Raw genomic sequence first — 3,307 nt, forward strand, 5'->3', positions numbered from 1 at the left:
GGCTTCGCCCTACCTGATCCGGCCGATCGAGCATGGCGCCGACATAGTCGTCCATTCGCTGACCAAGTTCATCGGTGGCCACGGCAATTCGATCGGTGGCGCCATCGTCGACGGCGGCACCTTCGACTGGTCGAAGTCGGGCAAATACCCGATGCTGTCGGAACCGCGCCCCGAATATGGCGGTCTTGTCCTGCACGAAACCTTCGGCAATTTCGCTTTCGCCATTGCCGCGCGCGTGCTCGGCCTGCGCGATCTCGGTCCGGCGATCTCGCCCTTCAACGCCTTCCTCATCTTGACCGGCCTGGAGACCTTGCCGCTTCGCATGCAGCGCCACTGCGACAACGCCGTGACGGTCGCCGCCTGGCTGTCCAACCACCCCAAGGTCGCGTCGGTGAACTATCCAGGCCTGCCGACCGATAAGAACAATGCGCTGCAGAAGAAATACTCGCCGCAGGGCGCCGGTGCCGTGTTCACCTTCGCTCTCAAGGGCGGCTATGACGCCGGCGTGAAATTTGTCGAGGCGCTCGAGCTGTTCTCGCACCTGGCCAATGTCGGCGACACCAAGTCGCTGGTCATCCACCCGGCCTCGACCACGCACCGCCAGCTTTCCGACGAGCAGAAGGTCAAGGCCGGCGCAGGACCGGACACGGTGCGGCTTTCGATTGGCATCGAGGACGTCAACGACATCGTCGCCGACCTCGAACAGGCGCTAGCCAAGGTCTGACCGATCATGAGCGAGTCAAAATTTCTTGCCATCGGCGTCGACACTGTCGACGCCGAACAGGGCGCGCCGACGCCGGATCGGCTGATCTCGGGCGATCCCAAATTCCTCACCTGGAATGTCGAGGAGCGCGACGGCGGCCTTTACGCCGGCATCTGGGAATCGACCCCGGGCAAATGGCGCATCGTCTATGACGAATGGGAGTTCTGCCACATCCTGTCCGGCGTTTCGGTGATCGCGGAAGACGGCGGGCAGGCGCGTACCGTCAAGGCCGGCGACAGCTTCGTGCTCAGGCCCGGCTTCAAAGGCAGCTGGGAAGTGCTTGAAACGACTCGCAAGGAGTATGTGATCAAGCTGTAGACCGTGATCCCGAAAAGTGGAGGCCGGTTTTCGGGTAAAGATCATGGTCGAACAACAAAAGATGCACGGATCAGACGATGCGGTCGATATCGCTGTCCGAGAATCCGTATCGCGCCATCATCCGTCGGTGCCAGTCGCTGCCCACCAATTCATCGAGGCAAGCATCGATGCGCCGGAGCAGGGCTGAATTGCCTTTGGCGATCGCGAAGGCACCGGCCGACGGCTGCTTTTCAATCGGGGGAACCTCGACAAGCCCAAGCGGCATATCGGGCCGCCGGGTCAGATAGCCTCGGTGCGCCATCGCAACGCTGGCGTAGGCGTGCACCGCGCCGCTGGCCACTGCGTCCGCCGCATCCGCCTGCGTTGCAAACGTCCTGACCTGCTCGGGCGCGATTCCGTTGTGCAACGCCGTAAGATGCTGAACCTGATCGGTTATGACACCAATCAACGCTGTCCGGTCCTCGGCAATGGATTGGTAGCCGCGAAAGCCACGCGGATTGTGTTTCGCGACCAGCAACCCGTCCTGCAGCGCCCAGATCGGCCGTGTGAAGTCGACAAGCTGCCTGCGCTCTTCGGAGACGAACAGGCCGGTCGTCATGGTCCAACGACCCTCGACCAATCCCGGCAGCAGTTCAGCGAATTCGGCTTCGATCGGCTTAAAGCTCGCCAATCCGAGCATGTCACCGAGCCTGCGCGCAAGCTCGACGTCACAGCCTGAGACCTCGCCCGATGCACCTGCAAAGCAGAATGGCGGCTCTTCCAGGAAGGCGAATTTCAACTCAGTCAGATCAGGCAAACCGGCGCCACCTATTCCCCGGGCACAGTCTGAGGCAGCCCCGGCTTGTGGCCGTCAAAAGCCGACGGCGAGCGTTTCCAGCCCATGGAAATGGTAAGTGTCCCGAAAGCGCGCCTCTTCGGCAAGATGCAGCTTCGGATGCCGTTCGAACAGGGTTTTCAGCGACACCTGCAATTCGAGCCGGGCGAGCGGCGCGCCGATGCAGAAATGGATACCGGCGCCGAAGGACACGTTCTTCTGGTCGGCACGGTCGGGCCGGAAGGCGAGGGGATCGGCGAAGGCGCGTGGGTCATGATTGGCCATGCCCAGCAGCAGCCCGATCGTCTCGCCCGGCTGCACGACGATGCCGGGCGCGACCTCGATCTCCTGATAGGCATAGCGCGCGAACATGTGCAGCGGCGCGTCGAAGCGCAGGCATTCCTCGACCGTTGCCGCGGTCGCCTCGGGCGAACCGAAGAAGCGGCTGACATCGCCGCCCTGCATAAGGATCGAGCGGACGGCATTGCCGGTCTGATGCACGGTCGCTTCATGGCCGGCATTGAGCAGCAGGATCGCCGAGGACACCATCTCGTCCTCCGACAGCCTCTCACCGTCCTCCTGCGCCGAGATCAGCAGCGACAACAGGTCGTCGCCGGGATTTCGGCGTCGCTCGGTGACGTAGCCACGGAGGAAATCCGCAAATTCGCGGGCGGCACGGTTGGCCGTCTCTTCGATCGCGCGTGTGCGGCCATGCATGTACATGGCGACCATCTGGTGCGACCAGTCGAGCAGTTGCGGCCCCATTTCGACCGGGACACCGAGCATTTCGGCAATGATGGTGATCGGCAAGGGCGCCGCGAAAGCAGGCAACAGGTCGACCGCCTTGCCTGGTTCGAAACGGTCGATCAACTCGTTGGCCAAAGCCTCGACACGCGCCCGCAGCCGTTCGACCTGACGCGAGACGAAGGCGCGGTTGACCAGTGTTCTCAGCCGCGTGTGCACCGGCGGCTCCAGTTCCAGCATCGAATTGGCTTCGACGCCGTCGAAGGCCCTGAGATGGCTGCGGTCCTGTCCAATGCCGCGGCTGTCTGGAATGCCGGCCGGGTTCTGCCGGCCGAAGCGGCGATCGCGCAGCAGCCGGTTGACGTCGTCGAAACCGCCAAAGCACCAGAAGCCGAATTCTTCCCAGAAGAATGCATTCGATACGCCGTGCAGGAAAGCATAGGCATCATAAGGGTTTTGAAAAAAGGCCGGCTCGTGCGGGTCGAGCCGCAGATGTCGAGTGGCTGGATCAAAGGCCAGGGCGGTAGGCGTCCATTTGCTCATGCCAGACCAATAGCGCGGCTTGCCAGCTTGGTTCCAGACCGTATGTTGGCGCCCGCAATCCAATACGTTGAGCCAGCCAACCGGCTGCGGAAAGTCTGATTTGATGAAGGTGATCGTTGTCGGTG

Annotated in this window: 4 protein-coding genes; 2 read left to right on the top strand and 2 right to left on the bottom strand. The window is 62.4% G+C overall.

Annotated features, from left to right (window positions below):
* The coding region (locus EN893_RS25275) for a PLP-dependent transferase (RefSeq protein WP_206640170.1) at positions 1–724 on the top strand (724 nt) is incomplete at its 5' end.
* 6 nt (positions 725–730) lie between these two features.
* The gene (locus tag EN893_RS25280; RefSeq protein ID WP_127269930.1) at positions 731–1,081 is read left to right on the top strand and encodes a cupin domain-containing protein; all 351 of its coding nucleotides are present in this window, start codon (positions 731–733) and stop codon (positions 1,079–1,081) included.
* A gap of 70 nt (positions 1,082–1,151) precedes the next feature.
* On the opposite strand, the gene EN893_RS25285 is transcribed toward EN893_RS25280, so the two are convergent.
* Both EN893_RS25285 and EN893_RS25290 read right to left on the bottom strand, forming a co-directional pair.
* The gene (locus EN893_RS25285; protein ID WP_236383322.1) at positions 1,152–1,877 is read right to left on the bottom strand and encodes a transporter substrate-binding domain-containing protein; all 726 of its coding nucleotides are present in this window, start codon (positions 1,875–1,877) and stop codon (positions 1,152–1,154) included.
* 54 nt (positions 1,878–1,931) lie between these two features.
* Complete coding sequence (locus EN893_RS25290) at positions 1,932–3,182, bottom strand: cytochrome P450 (protein WP_127269908.1); 1,251 nt, start codon at positions 3,180–3,182, stop codon at positions 1,932–1,934.
* Between the last annotated feature and the right edge of the window lie 125 nt (positions 3,183–3,307).

This window comes from Mesorhizobium sp. M7A.F.Ca.CA.004.04.2.1 (assembly GCF_004022825.1).
Taxonomy (GTDB): Bacteria; Pseudomonadota; Alphaproteobacteria; order Rhizobiales; family Rhizobiaceae; genus Mesorhizobium.